This window comes from Amycolatopsis sp. SID8362 (assembly GCF_010550475.1).
Taxonomy (GTDB): Bacteria; Actinomycetota; Actinomycetes; order Mycobacteriales; family Pseudonocardiaceae; genus Amycolatopsis; species Amycolatopsis eburnea.
This window is the reverse complement of sequence record NZ_JAAGNB010001246.1, coordinates 1-811: the sequence shown is the minus strand read 5'-3', so window position 1 is coordinate 811 and position 811 is coordinate 1. Positions and strand designations below refer to the sequence as shown.

The window sequence follows — 811 nt, the reverse complement described above, 5'->3', positions numbered from 1 at the left end:
GACGCACCGAAGGCCACCTTGGGGCGCTCGGGCGAGAGCCCGGTGGTCAGGCGAGGGTCGGGGTGACCTCGGCGAAGGTGTCCGCTGCCGCGAGGTCGAAGTCGCCGTGGTCGCTGCCGAGACCTTGCGCCACCAGCGCGGCCGCCGCGCTGCCGAGCACCGCCGCGTCGCGCAACGAACGGCCCAGGCCCAGGCCGCGCAGGAACCCCGCCGAGAACGCGTCGCCGCAGCCGGTCGTGTCCACCACCGGCACGTCGAACGCGGGCACCGCGATGGTCTCCGCCGCCGTCACCACCAACGCGCCGCGCGCGCCCCGGGTGACCGCCACGCCGCCGACTCCCGCGTCGAGCAGCGCGTGGGCGCCGGCTTCGAGGGTGGCCGCCTTCGTCAAGCCCAGCAGCTGTTCCTCGTTCGGCAGCAGGTAGTCCAAAGCGGACAGTGCGGGCGCGAGCCAGGCCAGGACGCCGGGGTCGCCGGGGGCGAGCAGGTCGGCCGACGTCACCACGCCCGCCGCGCGCGCCGGGGCGAGGATCTTCGCCGCCTTCTCGCCGCCCATCAGCTCCGGGCCGCCCAGGTGCAGGTGGGTCGCGCGGGCGATCTCCGGCACCGGGGCGTCCGACGGCTCGTAGGTCAGGTTCGCGCCGGGGACGTGGAACGCGGGCCTGCTGCCGTCGGCGCGGATCGGCAGCACCGACGCCGACGTCTGCACTCCGTCGCGGCGCACGACCAGGGACGTGTCGACGCCGTGGCGGGCGAGCATCGCCAGCAGCAGGTCGCCGACCGGGTCGGTGCCGATCGCGCCCGCCGTGCG

General features: G+C 76.3%; 1 protein-coding gene. It reads right to left on the bottom strand.

The genetic code is table 11. From position 1 onward, the window contains the following. Nucleotides 1–46: 46 nt before the first annotated feature. Nucleotides 47–811, bottom strand: a 765-nt coding sequence (locus G3I65_RS38605) for a carbohydrate kinase family protein (RefSeq protein WP_160700467.1), incomplete at its 5' end; no start/stop codon positions are given.